Below are 19,056 nucleotides of genomic sequence, written 5' to 3' on the forward strand. Positions count from 1 at the left end.
TGTCCAGTCCCGTTTGATCATAAACGCGTTTGACGAATAATTCAGGTCGCTTCTGCTGCCACTCCTTAAGCGCGAGGATGGGCGTTTTGCTGCCGATGGCGCGTTGCGGGATATGGTGGTTGTACAGCTTTAGATAGTTCTGCAAAGTGGCTTGCAGGTCGGCCCGGCTATCGAAACGGGTTTGCTGCAGTAGCTCATTGATACGACCATTGAAGCGCTCGACCATGCCGTTGGTTTGCGGGTGGCGCGGCGGTGCCAGGCGATGCTCGGCAGGAAGCGCCGCGCAAGCCACGTCGAAGGCGTGCTTGCCGCTGGGTTTCTTGTCTTTGGTAGTGAAGCGGTCGGTAAATTGCGAGCCGTTGTCGGTGAGGATCTTGCTGATCTTGATGGGCGAAGCCAGCTTGAGTCGACGCAGGAAATCGACGCTGCTGGTCTCGGTCATGTCGCCGTAGATGTGCATGAAGACCCAGCGCGTCGCGCGGTCGATGGCGACGAACAGATAGCGGCGTGAGGTCTCGTCCGGCATCTGCGGCAGATACTTGATGTCGATGTGAATGAAGTTTGGTTCGTAGTCCTTGAAGGTCTTCTTTGGCGCGATCGTTTCGCCCTCGGCCCTCGGGATCACATCCTCACACATGAAAATCATCTTCGTCTTTGCCGTCCTTGCCATCCTGCTAGCGGGCCTTGCCGCAGTGCAGTTGAAGACGTCGAAGGGAAAGGGCCGGGCGGGTGCGTACCTACGCCGCAAGTTCATGACCGATAATGAGGAAGAGTTCTTCGGCCGGCTCGTCGTGGCACTTCCTGACCACTACATTTTTCCGCAGGTCGCGATGTCGGCCCTGCTCGACACGGCCAGTAGCGACAAGAGAACAGCCCATGGCGACCGATTGAAGATCGCCCAGCAACGCGTCGATTACGTTATCTGCACCCGACGTTGCGAGGTCGTCGCGGTCGTCGAACTGGACGACAAAACGCATTCGCGCGCAAAGGATGAACTGCGGGATGCGCGACTCGAACAGGCGGGCATACGGACTGTCCGCTTCCAGGCTCGTAACAAGCCAAAGGTCGGCGCCATCCGGACCATGATTCTCGGTTCCACGGTGAGCGAGGCCGGCAAGACTGCAACCGACCCCATCGATCAGAGTGCCGTGCCTGCAGACGCTACGCCATTCACGCAGCAATAGTCCGCCCGAACGCCGGATTTCGTCATGACGAAATTTGTGGTCCAGGCCACCGCGATGTCGGCCGCCCCCTCACTTCGAACGACAGCGAACCTGAAGCTGCAGCCCGGTCATGACGAAAACCCAGATTTCGTCGCGACGAAATTTGTACGCATCGCTTCTTTATGATGAACCACTAAGGCTCTGCTTCGTCGCACGCAGCGCTTTCGGCACGCTTTACCTCTGCCGCGCGAAATATTCGCAATACTGGTCCGAGCCGGTGCCGAACTGCATCGACGATCCCGAACTGATTGTCCAGTATCCTTACTCGATCCGATCGACGATCTGGTTCTGGATGAAATACAAAGTCTACGGAGTGGCCGACAAAGGCGCCACGCACCAGGTCGTCGCAAAAGTCACCCAGCGGGTCAACGGCGGCAACAACGGCCTGAAGGAACGTCGGGAGGCGTTCGACGTCGCCTATCCCGCTTTTAAGTGAAAACGAAATGAACAACGTGAAAAAACTGTTTGCATCTCTGGCGGTGGCCAGTGCCTGCTTGAGCATACTGCCCGCCTACGCGGCAACCCCATCGTCGAAAATGGAGAGCGTGACACTGAGCGCCGTGCGCAAGCCGGCAACGCGCTACGAGGGGACCCTGTCCAACAAGCGCATCCTGATGGTGCTGTCACAGGAGGGAACGACCGTTGAGGGCGCCTACGCCTACGTGAAGCAGGGTGCGCACGACGCGCCCCGTTGGATCGACCTGAGCGGCACGGCGAATGCCACGGGCGGCATCACGCTGGTCGAAAAGTTTAAGGATAAGGTGACCGGCCAGTTCGACGGCAAAATCGCCGGCAACGTCTTTTCGGGGACGTGGCGTTCGCCGGACGGCAAGAACCTGGAATTCACGGCAACCGCCGTCGGGGCGCCAGACGACATCAGGATCGTGGCCCGTGTCGCGAGCACGGACGGCGACACGAAGTTGACGGGGATCGACATCTATCGCGACCAGAAGCTGACGCAATCGCTCCCGGCCGACGCCAACATTTTCACATCGCTCTCGAATCTCCACTACGACAACCGCGACCTGAATTTCGATGGTTATCCCGATCTCGCGGTACCGGTCGAGAATGGCGAACAGCTCTACTGGCTGTACGACCCGGCACAACACCGCTATGTGGACGCGCCGGCGTCACTGCGCGACATAAACGTCACGCACACGCGGTATAGCACCGATGAGATCTACGAGGAGTACAGCGGCGGCTCCAATTACAAGGGCATGAACGTCTACAAATATGCGGACGGCAAATACTGCCTGATCGAGGAAAACATGGTGTCCGGCGAACCCGAGAAGGCCAAGATCAGCAAGAAAAAATATCCGGTCTCGCAATGCAAGGCCAAGGAAGACTGATGGCGAGCGAGATAGCGATGCGCTCCAGTCGACGTCATTCCGCCGTCGGTAGGATCCCATGACGAACGCCGGCTTCGTACGCGTCGGCGACAAGACCGAGTGCGGCGGCACCGTACTCGAAGGCGACGCCACCTGCGTCAGCCACGGGCGCGCTTACGCATTTCAAGGTGCGCGCGTCTCCTGCCGCAAACGCTGCGTGATCGCCGAGGGCGACATGCGCCACATCCTCTCCAACGGGCGACCGCGCGTCGTGCATGGCATGAAGACGAGCGGCGGATGCGTCTGCGAATCCACGCTGAATGGCACCGATGGCGTCGGCAGTGGTGCGTGAGCGGATCGGCCCGGCCGACATGCGCAAAGCGCAGCCCGCCGCGTACCTCGTCGTCTCCTGACCATCTCTCACGTGGAAACGACAGTGAACTAACATCGTCGACAAGGGTCTAAGTGGTTAGCGAGATTCCGCATTCGAAAACCGCACCCATACCCTAACCGGGTTTGTATCCACGCGTGTATCCATGTCACAGCTGAGCCCGCCAAGAAAACCCAGCAGCCACGCGGCTTCCGGCGAACTCATCGATTCCCGCCAGAGCACCAAGTTGTAAGCCCTGCGACAAAACCCGCGTCCACTCTAGGAGAGCAGGTATTTATTGCCCGTTCGCCAATCTTAGTGTTGTTATAGAACAAATTTCTTCAACATAAACTCTTGTCGTGCTACCATCGTTAATCGAGTAACCGATACCAAATTTAACATGAGTGTGGGCAGTGTTAGCGGACGTGCGAGCAGGCTGGATGTGCTCAGGCAGGTCATCACATTCGTTTGTGTCGGCGGCTTTGCAACAGCGCTGCATTATGCGCTGATGTTTGCATTGATCTATACGTTGGACGCACGCCCGGTAAGTGCCTCGACTATCGGTTTCCTCGTCAGCGCGGTGTTCAATTTCGCGCTGAATGCCCGCTTCACGTTCAAGTCCAAACAATCCGTACTCCGTACGGCTCCCCGCTTCGCCATCGTGGCGGCCAGCGGCCTGCTGTTGAACCGCTATATGCTGGCCCTGCTGCTGTCCCTGGACATTCGCGTCTTCATCGGCCAGATCATGGCCACTCTCTGCGTTTTATCATGGAACTACATCATCAACGCCTTGTGGACGTTCAAAGCGAAAAGAGGCTGAGGCCCGCACCTGTCGTCAGCCTTGTGCTCCCCTGCTATAACGAATACGAGGTCTTGCCGGAAACGACGAGTCGCCTGCTCAAGCTGGTCGGCGATGCCATCGACCGGGGGGACTTTGCCCCCGGTAGCGCCATTTATTACGTCGACGACGGCAGCCGCGACGGCACCTGGGACATGATCCGCGAATTCGCGCACCAGCACACGCTCGTCTCCGGAATCAAGCTCAGCCGCAACCGCGGGCACCAGAACGCCCTGCTATGCGGATTGATGACCGCGCCGGGCGATGTCCTGATCAGTCTCGATGCGGACCTGCAGGACGACCTCGACGCCATTCCGCGCATGGTGCAGGCCTATCGCGAAGGGAACGAGATCGTATTTGGCGTGCGCCGGGCGCGTACGAAGGATACCTTCTTCAAACGCTTCACCGCGGAAAGCTACTACAAGCTGCTGGGCTTCCTCGGCGTGCAGATCATCTACAACCATGCGGATTATCGCCTGATGAGCCGGCGCGCCATTGAAACCCTGCGCGAATACGAAGAAACCCATCTTTTCCTGCGCGCGCTCGTGCTGCAGCTCGGGTTCAAATCGGCCGTCGTCGAGTTCGAACGTGCGGAGCGCTTTGCCGGCGAATCGAAATACCCCCTCAAGAAGATGCTCGGGCTCGCCTGGCAGGGCATCACGTCGTTCACCGCGTATCCGCTGCGAATGATCACGGGCGTCGGCTTCATCGTGTCGCTGGGCAGCCTCGGATTGGCGGCATGGGCGCTGTTCATCCGCATATTTACCGATCAGGCCCTGCCCGGCTGGGCGTCGGTGGTCATTCCGACTTATTTCCTCGGCGGCGTGCAATTGCTCAGCCTCGGCGTCATCGGCGAATACCTGGCCAAGGTGTACGAAGCCTCGAAACGACGCCCACGCTTCCACGTCGAACGCCTGTGCGGAACGACGTTCCGCCAGGAGCCGGCCCAGGCTTCCCGTGTGGCGCAGGAATGGGGCGTGGAATGAAGCGCGCCTACTTGGGCACGATGCTGGCACTGTTGCCGATCGTTGCGCTGGTCTTCTATTACTTCGTCAGCGCCCCGACCAACGGCGATTTCTGGTGGTATGACTCGTCGCGCCACGCGATGAACGGCGTGTTCCTGCGGGACTTCCTGATGGAAGGCGGACTGCGGCATCCGATCCAGTTCGCCTCTGCGTATTACGAGAAGTACCCGGGTATCAATATCGGCTTCTATCCGCCCTTCTTCTACATATCGTCGGTGCCGCTGCTCCTGGTGTTCGGCGCCAGCCACGCGGTGTCGCAGGCCGCGGTCGTGCTGTACACCTTGGGGCTGGGCGTGGTCGTCCTGCTGCTGTGCCGCCGCATCATGAATGACGTGAGCGCCGCCTCCGCGGCCGTATGCGTGATGGCCCTGGCGCCGATCGCGCTGTGGTCACGCCAGGTCCAGCTGGACGTGCCGGCGCTGGCCATCTTTGTCTTCACGGCTTATGCGCTGCTACGGCATCTGGAAACCGGAAAACAGGGTTGGCTGTTCATCGCGGCAACGGCCATGGGCCTGGGCGTACTCACCCGGGTGCAGGGCGTGTTCATGGCGCCGGTCTGGCTGTATTTCGTCTTCGTCCGCGATTATCCGCACCGCCCGCCGATCGGGCGCCGCGTCCTCGCCACGCTGCTCTCGGGGTTGATCGCGCTGCCGGCAGTAGCGTTGGCGATCTATTTCGCGCGCGTTAATCAAGCATTGACCATGGCCATGCCTGGCATGCCGAAGTTATGGACCATCGACAACTGGACCTGGTACGCGCAGCAATTGCCCACGCAAATTGGCTACCCGGCGCTCGCAGTCCTGGTGATCGGTCTGGTTGCGGCTGTCTGGCTCGGCGTACGCGGCAACGCCAGCCTCGAAATCAGGGTCACGGCCGTGTGCGGCGTGTGCGCGTGGCTGTTTTTCACGGTCGTGTCCAACAAGGATCCGCGCTTTAATTTGCCCGGCGTGGTGTTCCTGTTCATGCTCGCCGTATGCGCGATCGCACAAATTCAGGTGATGGCGGGACGCATCATCCTGCCATTGCTGGCGCTCTGGCTCGTCGTGCAGTTACAGATGCAGCCCGGCGTACCCTATGTGCGGGGCTTCGAACGGGCGGCCGCGGTCGTGACGGCGATCGCGCCGCCTTCGTCGAATGTCCTGATATCGGCCCATCGCGACGGCAATTTCATCTACGACCTGCGCACGCAGAACGCGCGCCGCGACATCGGCGTGCGGCGCGCCGACAAACTGCTCGTGGAAATCAATATTTTGCGAGAGCTGGGCGTGCACGAACGTAATTTGAAGCAGCAACAGATCTTGTCCTTGCTGGACAAGCAGCACATCGAAACGGTCGTATTCCAGAGCGGCTATCTGACCGATCTGCCCAGTATCCAGAATCTGGAGTCACTGCTCGAACACAGCGGCAACTTTGTCAGGGTGGCCATCGTGCCCCTCGAAGGCAAGACCAATCCGTCCGAGCGCCAACTCCTCATCTACCGCAGGCAACGACCGGACGCATAAGCACCGCGTACATCACCGCTGCCGCGACGGCCTCAACGCGCCGGCAGTCCCCAGTCGTCGTACTTGTGCACGATCGCCCGCGTCGTCCCATCGTGCTCCATGGCCTCCAGCGCCCCGTTCATGCGCGCCACGAGGGCATCGGGCACGGCGCGGTTGCACGCCAAATAGACGCGGATGCGGTTGAACACGAATACCGGCACCACCTTGCCGGCATACCCCATGCGGTCCACCGTCAGGCTGTCGCGCCGGATGCTGGCGGCCCACAGGTCGATCCGGCCCATCATGAGTTTGCGGGGATTGATCGAATCGATGGGCGCGGGGTCGACGTTGAAACCGTGCGCGCGCAGGAACTGGTCGCGCGCGTCGCCGTTGTAGGTGCCGACGCGGTAGGCGCGCGCGTCGTCCAGGCTGTGCAGGTCGAAGTGGCGGTCGGCGCGTCCCATCATGACCCACTCGGCCTCGCCGATCGGTCCGACCCATTTGAAATGCGGCTCGCGCTCGGGCGTGCGGGTGGTCGAATAGACGCAGGCGTCGCCGCGTTCCAGCGCGGCCGTGTAGGCGCGCTTCCATGGCAGCAGGTCGATCGAATAGCCGATGCCGGAGCGGGCCATGATCTCGCGCACCATGTCGGTACCGATCCCGGTCACGCGGTCGCCGTCGCGCATGCTGTACGGTGCCGAGGTCTCGGTGGTCAGGTACAGCCGCGGTGCCGGCGCCGCCCGCGCCAATGTGCAGGCAAGTGCCAGCAGTGCGGCAAGAACTGTCGTTTTCATACGTGCACCCCATGCGGACGTCCCCGGCGGACGACCCGTCTTAACTAGCATAGCAGCAACATCGCAAATGCGGCAACGCGTGACAACTCAGCAACATTGTCCGTCTTCCGGTGGCGTCCATGCGACAACTTTCGTGTTCATCCGGCATTTGATGCTGACCGGAAAGACTTTCAGTTCTGAAAATGCCATACTGACGAGCAATAACCAAATTCGTCATTCTCTCGAAAAATCACACGCCATGTTGTCCGTGTTCACGCTCCCTTCCGATCCGTCGCTGCTCAGCTACGGCATGTACACGCCCAAGCTGGTCGCCTTGTCCGTGCTCGTCGCGATCTTCGCCTCCTGGATGGGCCTGCAGATCGCGGGTCAGGCCGCCACCAACCGCGCGCAGCGCTGGGTCGTCCTCTGCACCGGCAGCCTGGCGCTCGGCGCCGGCGTGTGGGCGATGCACTTCATCGGCATGCTGGCCTTCGACCTGTGCACGGACGTCGACTACGACCCGACCGCCACCATCCTGTCCAGCCTGCCGAGCATCGGCGCCTCGTTCGTGGCGCTGGCGGTCATCGCGCGCAAGCGCCTGAGCGGCTGGGGCCTGCTGGCCGGCGGCGTGCTGGTCGGCGCCGGTATCGGCGTCATGCACTACGCGGGCATGGCCGGCATGCGCATGGGCCTGGAACTGCGCTACGACCCGTTCATGTTCGGGATGTCGATCGTCGTCGCGGTGGTGCTGGCCACGCTGGCGCTGTGGGTGCGCTTCGGCCTGTCCAGCCTGTCGCACCGGCTGAGCGAACAATACCGCCTGCTGCTCGCCGCCGTCGTGATGGGCTGTGCCATCGCGGGCATGCACTACACCGGCATGGCGGCGGCGCGCTTCATCGGCCACGTGTCGACGCTGGCGCCGCACAAGGCCAGCAACGACACCTTCCTGGCGCTGGCGATCACGCTGATCGTCGTCGCCTTCACCGTTTTCGTGCTGGCCGCCAATGCCCTGCTGCGCTACCGCCAGGTGTTCCGCGAACTGTCGCGCAGCGAAGCATGGATGCGCGCCCTGCTCACCACCACTGTCGACGGCGTGATCACGGTCGACCGCCAGGGCACCATCCGCGAATTCAACGCCTCGGCCGAACACATCTTCGGCTGGAGCCGCGAGGAAATCGTCGGCCAGAACATCCGCCTCGTGATCGGCAACGAGGCCGCGTCCGAGGAGGTCGGCCTGCTGCACTCGCTGCAGACGGGAAAAATCAGCGCCAGCGCGCGCGGCGCCGACGTGACCGGCCGCCGCAAGGACGGCAGCATCGTGCCGATCCGGCGCGCCCTCGGCCATGCGCGCCTGGACCAGCAGGACCTGTTCGTCTGCTTCATCACCGACATCAGCGACCGGCGCAAGATGGAGCAGGCGTTGCGCGCCAGCGAGCAGCAGTTCCGCTCGCTGATCGGCAACATCCCCGGCATTTCCTACCGCAGCAGCCTGATCGAGGGCGAGGCGCCGATGCTGTTCATCAGCGACGCCGTCGAGCGCGTCACCGGCTATCCCGGCCGCGACTTCCTGGGCGCGACGCCGCGCCGCACCTTCGCGCCGCTGATCCACGCGGCCGACCGCGTGCGCGTGTCCGAGACGATCGCCACCGCGCTGCGCGAGGACCGTCCCTATCTCGTCGAATACCGCCTGCTGCACGCGGACGGCAGCAGCCGCTGGATGTGGGAGAACGGCACCGGCGTGCGCAACGATGAAGGCGAGCTGTGCTGGCTGGACGGCGTCATCCTCGACATCACGGAACGGCGCCAGATGGAAGATGCGCTGCGCGACGCCAAGGAAAACGCCGAACAGGCCGCCGCGGCGCGCGCCAGCTTCGTCGCCAACATGAGCCACGAGATCCGCACGCCGATGAATTCCATCCTCGGCTTCACCGACGTGCTGCTGGACGGCGAACTGAACACCGACCAGCGCCGCCACCTGGACACGATCCGCAGCTCGGGCCGCGCCCTGCTGCGCCTGCTCAACGAGATCCTCGACACGGCCAAGCTGGAAAAAGGCGCGGTGGAGCTGGAGCAGAACGACTACAACCTGCTGTCGCTGATCGACGAACTGTCGTCGACGCTGGCGGCGAACGCGCGCGCCAAGGGCCTGCACGTCGACATCCACTACGATCCGGCGCTGCCGACCTGCCTGCGCGGCGACGAGCTGCGCGTGCGCCAGGTGCTCACCAACCTGCTCGACAACGCGATCAAGTTCACGGAAAAAGGCAGCGTCACGCTGCGCGCCGAGTTCAAGGACGAACAGCTGCACTTCATGGTGAGCGACACCGGCATCGGCATCCCGCCGGCGCGCCTCGCCGCCATCTTCGAGCCGTTCACCCAGGCGGACGCCTCGATGACGCGCCGCTTCGGCGGCACGGGCCTCGGCACCACGATCAGCAAGCAGCTGGTCGAGCTGATGGGCGGGCGAATCTGGGCCGAAAGCGAGTTGGGCCTGGGCACGACGTTCCACGTGGTGCTGCCGCTGATGCTGGCGCGCTTCGCCCCGCAGCAGCCGCGCGTGCGCACGGCCGCCGCCCTGCCGCCGCTGCGCGTGCTGCTGGCCGACGACGTGCCGCAGAACCAGGAACTGCTGCAACTGCTGCTGGCGCGCCGCGGCCACACGATGACGGCCGTCAGTGACGGCGCCGCCGTCGTCGACATGGCGGCCCGTGAGCGCTTCGACGTGATCCTGATGGATTTCCAGATGCCGACCATCGACGGCCTCGCCGCCACGCGCCTGATCCGCCAGCAGGCCGAAGAAGCCGGGCGGCCACGCGTGCCGATCATCGCCATGACCGCCAGCGTGCTGGCCGAGCATCGCCGCGCCAGCGCCGAGGCCGGCATGGACGGCTTCGCCAGCAAGCCCGTCGACTGGTTCGCGCTGTCGCATGAAATCGCGCGCGTGCTGGGCCTCGGCCCGGGCCAGCAGGCGGAAGACCTGCCGGCGCAGGAACGCCAGACGCACAACCGCCACGCCGGCCTGCGCCGCTGGAGCGGCAAGGAAGACGCCTACGTCGAAGCGCTGGCCCACTTCGCCACCCAGCATGCCGGGCTGGGCGCCGCGCTCGCGGCCCAGGCCACGGCCGCCGACTACCGCGCACTGCGCATGCACGCGCACAAGGTCCGCGGCATCGCCGCCAACCTCGGCCTGGAACTGCTGGCCGACGCGCTGGCCAACCTGGAAGGCCTGGTCGACAGCGACAGCGGCAAGCTGTATCCCGGCGCCGAGACTGCGCTGGAGGCGTCGCTGGACGGCCTCGGCAGCCTGCTCGAGGGAGCGCTGGAGGCGATCCGCGCGGCGCAGCCCGTGCCCGCCGGCGCGTCGTCCGCGACGGCGAAACACCAGGCCGCGCGTCCCGTGGCCGACATGGACCGCGCGCGCCGCGCCGGCAACGTCCTGCGCGACGCGCTCAAGCGCGGCGGCCTGGACGACGCCGCGCTGGCCGGCCTGGCCGCCGCCACCAGCGGGCATCCGCTGGCCGCGCGCGTGGCCCAGGTGCACGCCGCCATTTCCGATTTCGAGTTCGACCTCGCCCTGCAACAACTTGACGCCATGCTGGCCGCCATCGACGAACCGGCCCAGGAGATTATCGAATGACCACCGTCAACCAGCCGCTGATCCTTGCGGTCGACGACGAAGCCAGCAACCTGCAACTGCTGCGCCAGATCCTGCAAGACCACTACCGCCTGCGCTTCGCCAAGGATGGCCCGCGCGCGCTCGACCTGGCGCGCGAGGAGCTGCCCGACCTGATCCTGCTCGACGTGATGATGCCGGGCATGAGCGGTTATGAAGTATGCGCCGCCCTCAAGGCCGACCCGGCGCTGGCCGCCGTCCCGGTCATTTTCGTCACCGCGCTGAACGACACGGACGACGAGCTGGAAGGCTTCGAGGCGGGCGCCGTCGATTACATCACCAAGCCCGTCAGCCCGCCGATCGTGCGCGCGCGCGTGCGCACCCACCTGTCGCTCGTGCGCATGGAAGAACTGCGCGCGTCGCGCCTGGAAATCGTCCAGCGCCTCGGCCTGGCCGCCGAATACAAGGACAACGAGACCGGCCTGCACGTCATCCGCATGAGCCATTTCGCGCGCATCCTCGGCCTGGCCGCCGGCATGACGGAAGCGGAAGCCGACGACCTGCTGCACGCCGCGCCCATGCACGACGTCGGCAAGATCGGCATCCCCGACCGCGTGCTGCTGAAACCCGGACCGCTCGATCCGGACGAATGGAAGATCATGCAGGGGCATGCGCAGATCGGCGCCGAGATCATCGGCGGGCACGAGCACGGCGTGCTGGCGCTGGCGCGCAACATCGCCCTCACCCACCACGAGAAGTGGGACGGCACCGGCTACCCGAACGGCCTGGCCGGCGCCGCGATCCCGCTCGAAGGCCGCATCTGCGCCATCGCCGACGTGTTCGACGCACTGACGTCGATCCGGCCATACAAGAAAGCGTGGACCGAAGAAGAAGCGCTCGACTTCCTCGTCAAGCAGAAGGGCCGGCATTTCGATCCGGTGCTGGTCGACCTGTTCCTCGCGCAGATGCCGGCCATCCGCGCGATCCGTACCCGCTGGGCGGAGGAAGATGCGGCGCCGGCGCCGGCGCCGATACCCGTGGCGGCTTGATTTGTTCGCATGCGATGGCGGGCACGGGGTGTCCACCCTACGGCCTTGATTATTCGCGTGCGGTGACGGATACGGGGATGCCCGCCCGACGGCCGCGTCAATCGTAGGGTGGGCACCCTGTGCCCACGCGGACGTGGGCGACGTGTTGACGTTACCCGAGCCGCGGCGCCGCCGCGAGCCGCACTTCCGCCTTGCGCGCCACCAGTTCCTGATACAGGCGCGCATAGTTGTCGGCCATCTGCGCCGACGTGAACAGCTGCCAGTACCGCGCCTCGGCCCGCTGCCCCATCTCGCGCGCCATCTGCGGATCGTTCCACAGCCTTTGCATGGCCGCGCGCAAGGCGTCGTGGTCGGACGGCGGCACGACCAGGCCCGTCTCGCCGTGCACGTTGATGTAGGTGGTGCCCGTGCCGATCTCGCTGGAGATCATCGGCTTGCCGTACATCGCGCCTTCCAGCAGCGAAATACCAAAAGCTTCCGAACGCAGGTGCGACGGGAACGCGACCGCGTAGCACAGCTTGAGCAGCGCGGCCTTGTCGACGTCGTCCACGGCGCCCACGAACTGCACGCGCGTGAGGCCCAGGCGTGCGGCGTGCGCCTTGAGTTCCGCCTCGATCGGCCCCGCGCCGACGATCACGACCGGATAGTCGGTGCCGGCCACGGCGTCGAGCAGGATGTGCAGGCCCTTGTAGTAGCGCAGCACGCCGACGAACAGGAAGAATTTCGGACCGACCCGCGCGCGCCAGTGGTCCAGGTGCGCCTGGTCCGGTTCCGGATAGCTGGTCTTGTCAAGGCCGAAGGTGATCACGCGCGTCTTGTCGCGGTAGCCGTCGAGCACGGCCGACGAGGCGAGATAGTTCGGCGACGTGGCGACGATCGTGTCGACACTTTTCAGGAAACGGTGCTTCAGCGGCTGGTACAGCTTCAGCAGCGCTTTCTGGCGCACGATGTCGGAGTGGTAAGTCACGACGGTCGGCTTGTCGATACGCGCCAAAAAGTGCGCCACATCCATGAACGGCCACGGGAAGTGGTAATGCACGACGTCGGCCTCGGCCGCCATGCGCGCCAGCTTGCCGATCGCCTGCACCGACACCGCATTCGACGCCACTTCGAAATTCAGCGGCACGCGGTGCACCGTATGGCCTTCGTAGTCGAAGGGTTCCAGGCGACGGTCGCGCGACAGCGACAGCACATGATTCGTGATGCCCAAACGCCCTGTTCCCACGCACATCTGACGGATGACCTGTTCGACCCCGCCTACCGAATCCGGGTAATAGGTCTTGTAGAAGTGGAGGACGCGCATGGGCTTGGACATGTATACGGTCGGTTCGTCAGAGGAGGGAGCGGTAGACGGCGGCCGTCAGGCGCGCCGTCGCGTCCCAGGTCAGCTGGACGGCGCGTGCCCGTCCGGCCGTGATGCAGCGCGACCGCACGGCGGATTCGCGCGCCAGCGTGAGCATGGCGTCGGCGATCGCGCCCGTGTCGAGCGGATCGACCTCCAGTGCCGCGCCGGCCGTCACTTCGGGCAGCGACGTCGTGTTCGACGCGATGACCGGCACGCCGGACGCGAACGCTTCCACCACCGGGATGCCGAAGCCCTCGTACAGCGAGGCGAACACGAACACACCCGCGCCCGCGTACACGTGGCGCAGCTCGGTGTTGTCGGTGAGGTGGTTCAGCCACACGACGCTGGCGCCGTCCTGCACGGCGGCGGCGATGCGGCGCAGCACGTCTTCCGAGCGCGCGCCGGCACTGCCGACGATGACGAGCTGGCGCTCCGCGCGCACGGCGGCCGGCAGCGACAGATAGGCGTCCAGCAGGCGTTCGACGTTCTTGCGCGGCTGCAGCGTGCCCACGAACAGGAAGTACCCGGGCCGCAAGCCGTTGACTCGCAACGTCGTCGCCACGGCATGCGCCGGCGGCGGGTTCAGCCATTCGTCGTCCACGCCGCACGGCACGACGGTGATGCGGCGCTCGTCGATGCCGAAGCAGTCGACCAGTTCGTCGATGGCGAAGTGCGACAGCGCGATCACGTGGTCGGCCTTTTGCGCGGCCTTGCGCTGCAGCCAGTTCTTCACACCGCGCATGCGCGGGTTGCACCATTCGGGATGCTTGACCGGCAGCGCATCGTGCAGGCTCGCCACCACCGGGCAATCCATGCGCACGACGCGGTAGTCCGTCACGTGGAACACGTCGACCGGCATGTGCACCCGGTGCGCACCGGGCGTCACCAGGTCGACGAAGGATGCGCGCTCGAACGTATGGGGCAGCGCCTCGCCGGCCGTGACGGGGCCGGCACTGCGCAGGCGCGGCCAGGAATACGGCGCCATCGCGCAGCCGGCGCGCGGCAGGTGGCGCAGCAACGCCTGCGTATACACGCCGATGCCGTCCAGGTGCCCGCCCGTGAAGGCCGGCTCGATCATGGTCGTGCCGATGCCGATGCGCAGGTCGGGCTGCGCCGCCGCGTCGTTCGCCGCGGTGGCGGCGCCCGGCACGGTCCGGATGCGGTCCTGGAGACCGGTCGCACCGTCCGGTCGTCGTTTGGGGAGGCCCAGTTCGATCATGGTCGTATCCAGGGCAGTCGGCACCGTGCTCACGCGCGGTACATCCAGCGCAGCGTCTCGACCAGCGGCGTAGGCTCGATGGCGCCGATCGCACCGGCCAGCTTGGCGTTGCTGCCGGACAGCGTGAGCACCTCGTTGTCACGCACGAAGGCCGTGTTGACGTGCACTTCGATGCGGTAGCCGGCGATGTCGCTCATCATGTCGATCAAGCTTTCGAGCGAATGCGAACAGCCGGAACAGACGTTGAAGACTTCCCCGGCCGGCGCCGCCGCGAGCAGGCGACGGTAACTTTTCGCGACCATGCGTACGTCGGAAAAGTCGCGCGCGATCGCCAGATTACCCAATTCGATGCGGGGCGCGCCCTTGCGGAAGTGCGACACGATCTTGGGCAGCAGGAAATTCTCGGCCTGGCCTACGCCCGTGTAGTTGAACGGACGCGCGATCACGATGGGCAGCTTGTCCATCCACAGGCGCGCCATGTATTCCATCGCGAGCTTGCTGACGGCGTAATCGTTCGCCGGTGCGGGCGTCACGAATTCGTCGATCACGGAGACGCAGGTATTGCCGTAGACGTTGGCCGACGAGGCGAGCAGCACGCTGGACGGTTTGTGCGAGCCGTTCGCCAGCGCTTCCAACAGGTTGCGGGCGCCGACCACGTTGACGCGGTACATTTGTTCGGCGTCGTTGTGGGCCACGAACGCGATGGCGGCCAGGTGGACGACCACGTCCGGCCGTACCTGCTCGATCATGGCGGCCACCGCGGCGCGGTCGGTCAGGTCGACGGTAAAGATATCCGGTCCGGTCGCGTCGCCCGGCAGTACCGTGCCGTAGACGTGATAGCCCGCCGCGGTCAGCTCGCGCGCCATATAGCAGCCGGTAAAACCGCGCAGGCCGGTGATCAGGGCGCACTTACCCTCGCCTTCGCGCGGTTCGCTCAGCGGTCCCACCATACGGACGATATCTTCCGTGACCATGCGGTTCATGTCAGAACGAGAATCCGGTTTCGTTGCGACGCAGGTCGGCGTCGACCATCATCTGGCACAGCTGTTCGAGCGACGTCTCGGCCTTCCAGCCCAGTTCGCGCTGCGCCTTGGACGGGTCGCCGATCAGCAGGTCGACCTCGGCCGGACGGTAGAACTTGGGCGACACGCGCACGAGCAGTTTGCCGGTACGGGCGCAATGACCCGTTTCCTGCTCGCCCTCACCTTTCCACTCGACGTCCAGATTGGCGCCGCGGAACGCCATGGTGACGAAGTCGCGCACGGTTTCGGTGCGGTTGGTGGCCAGCACGAAGGTGTCCGGCTCGTCGGCCTGCAGGATGCGCCACATGCCTTCCACGTATTCGCGCGCATAGCCCCAGTCGCGCTTGGCGTCCAGGTTGCCCAGCTCCAGTACGTCGAGCTTGTTCAGGACGATCTTGGCGACGGAATCCGTGATCTTGCGGGTGACAAACTCGCGGCCACGCAGCGGCGATTCGTGGTTGAACAGGATGCCGGAACTGCCGAAGATGCCGTAGGACTCGCGGTAGTTCACGGTCATCCAGTGGGCATACAGCTTGGCGACCCCATACGGGCTGCGCGGATAGAACGGGGTCGACTCGACCTGGGGCACGGCCTGCACCTTGCCGAACATCTCGGAGGTCGACGCCTGGTAGAAGCGCGCCCCGGGATGCACGATGCGGATCGCTTCGAGCAGATTGACGGCGCCGATGCCGGTGATCGACGCGGTGGTCACGGGCTGCTCGAACGAGACGCCGACGAAGCTTTGCGCGGCCAGGTTGTACACCTCGTCGGGACGGGAGGACTCGATCAGGCGGATGCTCGAGGAGAGATCGGTGAGGTCGTATTCGACGAGGGACAGGTTGGGATGCTGTTCGATACCGAGCTCGGCGATGCGCCAGAAATTAACCGAGCTGGACCGGCGGAAGGTGCCGGTCACGTGGTAACCCTTTTCCAGGAGTAGTTGCGCCAGATAGGCGCCATCCTGCCCGGTAATACCGGTGATCAGGGCCTTTTTTATTGTTTGCATGTTCTTGGTGATCCAGTGGTGGTCCGTGACGGCCGCCGCGGCAGCCGCGGCGGGACGGCATGCGGGATGTCAGCCGCAAATGGCGCGGACCGGTAAATTTCCGACAACCTCACATTGTATCAGAGTGGTGCTTGTATCATTACGCAAGAGAAATCGTGCAAAATATACAATATGTACTCGTCTATTATCGCCTGAAACCTTATCAGGACGTCGCCTGATTACGCATTGTTACGAGTCCCTCAAGCTTTATTACATATTCACGAATTGTCGGGAACTTCTACATTTGAATGACAAAAGGGCCGCGAACGGCCCTTTTGTCAGATTTTATCGCCGGTGGCGAATCTACAACACCAGGCTGTGTCAGCGCTCCGACACCGCGTCGACGACACACAATGCCGTCATGTTGACGATGCGGCGCACGGTGGCCGACGGGGTCAGGATGTGCACCGGACGCGCGCAGCCCAGCAGCACCGGGCCCACGGCGACGCCGCTGCCGGCCGCCGTCTTGAGCACGTTATAGGCGATGTTCGCGGCTTCGATGTTCGGCATGACGAGCAGGTTGGCGTCGCCCTTGAGCGTCGATTGCGGCATGATCTTGGCGCGCAGCTTCGAGTCGAGCGCCGTATCGCCGTGCATCTCGCCGTCGACTTCCAGGTCCGGGGCCTTCTGCTGCACCAGCGCCAGCGCGGCGCGCATCTTTTTCGCCGACGCGCTGTTCGAGGTGCCGAAGTTGGAATGCGACAGCAGCGCCACGCGCGGCGTGACGCCCAGGCGCTCCAGTTCCTCGGACGCCATGATCGTGATCTCGGCCAGTTCTTCCGCGCTCGGGTTCTCGTTCACGTGGGTGTCGACCATCGCGATCTGGCGTTCCTGGGTGATGATGAAGTTCAGCGCCGCATACACATTGCTGCCGGCACGCTTGCCCAGCACCTGGTCGATGTATTGCAGGTGGACTTCGGTCGTGCCGTAGGTGCCGCAGATCATGCCGTCGGCGTCGCCCTTGTGGATCATCATCGCGCCGATCAGCGTGTGCCGGCGGCGCATCGCCAGGCGGGCGAGGTCTTCCGTGACGCCCTTGCGCATCACCATCTGGTGGTAAGTCTGCCAGTAGTCGCGGTAGCGCTCGTCGAAGTCCGGGTTGATGACGTCGAAGTGCTCGCCCTGCTTCAGGCGCAGGCCGAATTTCTCGATACGCTTTTCCAGCACGGCCGGACGGCCGACGAGGATCGGACGCGCCAGCTTCTCGTCGACGACGGCCTGCACGGCGCGCAGCACGCGCTCTTCCTCGCCCTCGGCGAAGACGATGCGCTTGCGCTCGGCCGGCGCGCTCTTGGCGATCTGGAACAGGGGCTTCATGAAGCTGCCGCTGCGGTACACGAATTGCTGCAGGCTCTCGGCGTAGGCGGCCAGGTCGGCGATCGGACGGGTGGCGACGCCGCCTTCCATCGCGGCCTTGGCCACGGCCGGCGCGATGTGCGTCAGCAAACGCGGATCGAACGGCATCGGGATCAGGTATTCCGGACCGAACGACAGGTTCGAGATGCCGTAGGCCGATGCCACGATGTCCGACTGTTCGGCGTGAGCGAGGTCGGCGATGGCGTGCACGACCGCGATTTCCATCTCGCGCGTGATCGTCGTCGCGCCGCAGTCCAGCGCGCCGCGGAACATGTACGGGAAGCACAGCACGTTGTTGACCTGGTTCGGGTAGTCCGAACGGCCGGTGGCGATGATCACGTCGCCGCGGACGGCCTTCGCGTCTTCCGGCAGGATTTCCGGGTTCGGGTTGGCGAGCGCCAGGATCAGCGGGTTCGGCGCCATCGTCGCGACCATCTCCGGCTTGAGCACGCCGCCGGCGGACAGGCCCAGGAAGATGTCGGCGTCGGGGATGACCTCGGCCAGCGAACGGTGCGGCGTGTCCTGGGCGAAGCGTTCCTTGTCCGGGTCCATCAGCTCGGCGCGGCCTTTATAGACGACGCCGGCGAGGTCGGTCACATAGATATTCTCGATCGGGAAGCCGAGGTCGACGGCCAGGTCGAGGCAGGCCAGCGCCGCGGCGCCCGCGCCGGACACGACCATCTTGCACTTCTTGAGATCCTTGCCGACGACCTTCAGGCCGTTCAGGATGGCGGCGCCCACGATGATCGCGGTGCCGTGCTGGTCGTCGTGGAAGACGGGGATCTTCATGCGCTCGCGCAGCTTGCGCTCGATGTAGAAGCACTCGGGCGCCTTGATGTCCTCGAGGTTCACGCCGCCGAACGTCGGTTCCAACGCCGCGATCACTTCGATCAGCTTGTCGGGATCGTTTTCGTTGATCTCGATGTCGAACACGTCGATGCCGGCGAACTTCTTGAACAGCACGCCCTTGCCTTCCATGACGGGCTTGCTGGCCAGCGGGCCGATATTGCCCAGGCCAAGCACCGCGGTACCGTTCGAGATCACGGCGACGAGGTTGCCGCGCGCCGTATATTTATAGGCGGTTGCGGGGTCCTTGACGATTTCTTCGCACGGTGCGGCGACGCCCGGCGAGTACGCCAGGGCCAGGTCGCGCTGGTTCAGGACCGACTTGGTGGGGGTGACGGCGATCTTGCCGGGAGTGGGAAACTGGTGGTACTCGAGCGCGGCAGCCCGCAGTTGTTGACGTAATTCTTCTTTTTTATCGATTGACGAATCCATGCTCTGCTGCCTTTTTGAACTGACGGGGGGTCTCCGATTTTAGCAGAGTGTCACCGCCCCCCGTCTACGTATTTCTTGGTATCGACAGCAG

General features: G+C 64.2%; 15 protein-coding genes and 1 pseudogene. 9 read left to right on the top strand and 7 right to left on the bottom strand.

Features of this window, described 5'->3' with window-relative positions; translation table 11 throughout:
• Nucleotides 1–610: pseudogene (locus U9J41_RS22700) on the bottom strand (integrase core domain-containing protein); the annotation flags it as partial.
• 25 nt (nucleotides 611–635) lie between these two features.
• On the opposite strand from U9J41_RS22700, the gene U9J41_RS22705 reads away from it, so the two are divergent.
• The 7 genes from U9J41_RS22705 (at nucleotide 636) to U9J41_RS22735 (ending at nucleotide 6,286) form a co-directional block, all read left to right on the top strand.
• Nucleotides 636–1,184 (top strand): DUF2726 domain-containing protein, encoded by a 549-nt coding sequence (locus U9J41_RS22705; protein ID WP_322404425.1) that lies wholly within the window; start codon nucleotides 636–638, stop codon nucleotides 1,182–1,184.
• 109 nt (nucleotides 1,185–1,293) lie between these two features.
• Entirely contained in the window at nucleotides 1,294–1,659 is a 366-nt protein-coding gene (locus tag U9J41_RS22710; protein WP_322404426.1) for a hypothetical protein, read from the top strand.
• 7 nt (nucleotides 1,660–1,666) lie between these two features.
• Nucleotides 1,667–2,572, top strand: coding sequence for an XAC2610-related protein (locus U9J41_RS22715; protein WP_322404427.1), 906 nt, complete (start codon nucleotides 1,667–1,669; stop codon nucleotides 2,570–2,572).
• Between the two features lie 58 nt (nucleotides 2,573–2,630).
• A complete protein-coding gene (locus U9J41_RS22720) occupies nucleotides 2,631–2,903 on the top strand; it encodes a PAAR domain-containing protein (RefSeq protein WP_322404428.1) in 273 nt (90 codons plus the stop codon).
• 418 nt (nucleotides 2,904–3,321) lie between these two features.
• Nucleotides 3,322–3,741 carry a GtrA family protein gene (locus tag U9J41_RS22725; RefSeq protein WP_322404429.1) on the top strand — a complete coding sequence of 140 codons (420 nt, stop codon included), beginning with the start codon at nucleotides 3,322–3,324 and terminating at the stop codon, nucleotides 3,739–3,741.
• Nucleotides 3,690–4,745 carry a glycosyltransferase family 2 protein gene (locus U9J41_RS22730; protein WP_322404430.1) on the top strand — a complete coding sequence of 352 codons (1,056 nt, stop codon included), beginning with the start codon at nucleotides 3,690–3,692 and terminating at the stop codon, nucleotides 4,743–4,745. The genes U9J41_RS22725 and U9J41_RS22730 overlap by 52 nt, the downstream gene beginning before the upstream one ends.
• Complete coding sequence (locus U9J41_RS22735; protein ID WP_322404431.1) at nucleotides 4,742–6,286, top strand: ArnT family glycosyltransferase; 1,545 nt, start codon at nucleotides 4,742–4,744, stop codon at nucleotides 6,284–6,286. Before U9J41_RS22730 ends, U9J41_RS22735 begins: the two co-directional genes overlap by 4 nt.
• Before the next feature lie 32 nt (nucleotides 6,287–6,318).
• On the opposite strand, the gene U9J41_RS22740 is transcribed toward U9J41_RS22735, so the two are convergent.
• Nucleotides 6,319–7,059, bottom strand: coding sequence for a substrate-binding periplasmic protein (locus U9J41_RS22740; protein WP_322404432.1), 741 nt, complete (start codon nucleotides 7,057–7,059; stop codon nucleotides 6,319–6,321).
• Nucleotides 7,060–7,297: 238 nt separating this feature from the next.
• On the opposite strand from U9J41_RS22740, the gene U9J41_RS22745 reads away from it, so the two are divergent.
• Nucleotides 7,298–10,675 carry an MHYT domain-containing protein gene (locus U9J41_RS22745; protein ID WP_322404433.1) on the top strand — a complete coding sequence of 1,126 codons (3,378 nt, stop codon included), beginning with the start codon at nucleotides 7,298–7,300 and terminating at the stop codon, nucleotides 10,673–10,675.
• Nucleotides 10,672–11,700, top strand: coding sequence for a response regulator (locus U9J41_RS22750; protein WP_322404434.1), 1,029 nt, complete (start codon nucleotides 10,672–10,674; stop codon nucleotides 11,698–11,700). Before U9J41_RS22745 ends, U9J41_RS22750 begins: the two co-directional genes overlap by 4 nt.
• Before the next feature lie 151 nt (nucleotides 11,701–11,851).
• Here U9J41_RS22750 and U9J41_RS22755 read toward each other — a convergent pair whose 3' ends face one another.
• The 5 genes from U9J41_RS22755 to U9J41_RS22775 form a co-directional block, all read right to left on the bottom strand.
• Nucleotides 11,852–13,003, bottom strand: a complete 1,152-nt coding sequence (locus U9J41_RS22755; RefSeq protein ID WP_322404491.1) for a glycosyltransferase family 4 protein — start codon at nucleotides 13,001–13,003, stop codon at nucleotides 11,852–11,854.
• Nucleotides 13,004–13,031: 28 nt separating this feature from the next.
• Nucleotides 13,032–14,264, bottom strand: coding sequence for a glycosyltransferase family 4 protein (locus U9J41_RS22760; protein ID WP_322404435.1), 1,233 nt, complete (start codon nucleotides 14,262–14,264; stop codon nucleotides 13,032–13,034).
• Between the two features lie 29 nt (nucleotides 14,265–14,293).
• Nucleotides 14,294–15,247 (bottom strand): GDP-mannose 4,6-dehydratase, encoded by a 954-nt coding sequence (locus U9J41_RS22765; protein ID WP_322404436.1) that lies wholly within the window; start codon nucleotides 15,245–15,247, stop codon nucleotides 14,294–14,296.
• Nucleotide 15,248: 1 nt separating this feature from the next.
• Nucleotides 15,249–16,292: a GDP-mannose 4,6-dehydratase gene (gmd, locus tag U9J41_RS22770; RefSeq protein ID WP_322404437.1), complete on the bottom strand. Its 1,044-nt coding sequence runs from the start codon at nucleotides 16,290–16,292 to the stop codon at nucleotides 15,249–15,251.
• A 360-nt stretch (nucleotides 16,293–16,652) separates the two neighbouring features.
• Nucleotides 16,653–18,965, bottom strand: coding sequence for an NADP-dependent malic enzyme (locus U9J41_RS22775; RefSeq protein WP_322404438.1), 2,313 nt, complete (start codon nucleotides 18,963–18,965; stop codon nucleotides 16,653–16,655).
• Nucleotides 18,966–19,056: the final 91 nt, after the last annotated feature.

Origin of the sequence: Massilia luteola (assembly GCF_034420155.1) — a bacterium.
Taxonomy (GTDB): domain Bacteria; phylum Pseudomonadota; class Gammaproteobacteria; order Burkholderiales; family Burkholderiaceae_D; genus Telluria; species Telluria luteola.